We start from the raw sequence: 417 nt of genomic DNA, 5'->3' as shown, positions 1-417 counted from the left end.
GACCTGACCATCGCCGCCGACACCGCCCGCTTCGGCCAGTCCGGTCCCAAGGTCGGCTCCTTCGACGCCGGCTTCGGCTCGGCCTTCCTCGCCCGCGTCGTCGGGGAGAAGCGGGCCCGCGAGATCTGGTATCTGTGCCGCCAGTACGACGCGCAGACCGCCGAGCGCTGGGGACTGGTCAATTGGGTCGTCCCGGCCGCCGACCTCCTCGACGAGGCCAAGAAGATTGCCGGCGAGATCGCCGAGAAGTCACCCACCGCGATCCGGGTCCTCAAGCATAGCTTCAACGCCGACACCGACCACCAGGCGGGACTGTCGAACATGGCGATGAGCGCCCTGGATCTGTTCACCCACCACACCGAAGAAGGTGCCGAGGGTGCCGCGGCATTCGCCGAGAAGCGCATGCCCGAATTCAAC

At 67.4% G+C, this 417-nt stretch carries 1 protein-coding gene; it reads left to right on the top strand.

The genetic code is table 11. The features are described from left to right. A partial coding sequence (locus B1964_RS04950) for an enoyl-CoA hydratase-related protein (protein ID WP_253193888.1) occupies positions 1-417 on the top strand: 417 nt, incomplete at both ends.

Origin of the sequence: Gordonia sp. i37, assembly GCF_002043085.1 — a bacterium.
Lineage (GTDB): Bacteria > Actinomycetota > Actinomycetes > Mycobacteriales > Mycobacteriaceae > Gordonia > Gordonia polyisoprenivorans.
This window is presented reverse-complemented; position numbering and strand designations above follow the sequence as displayed.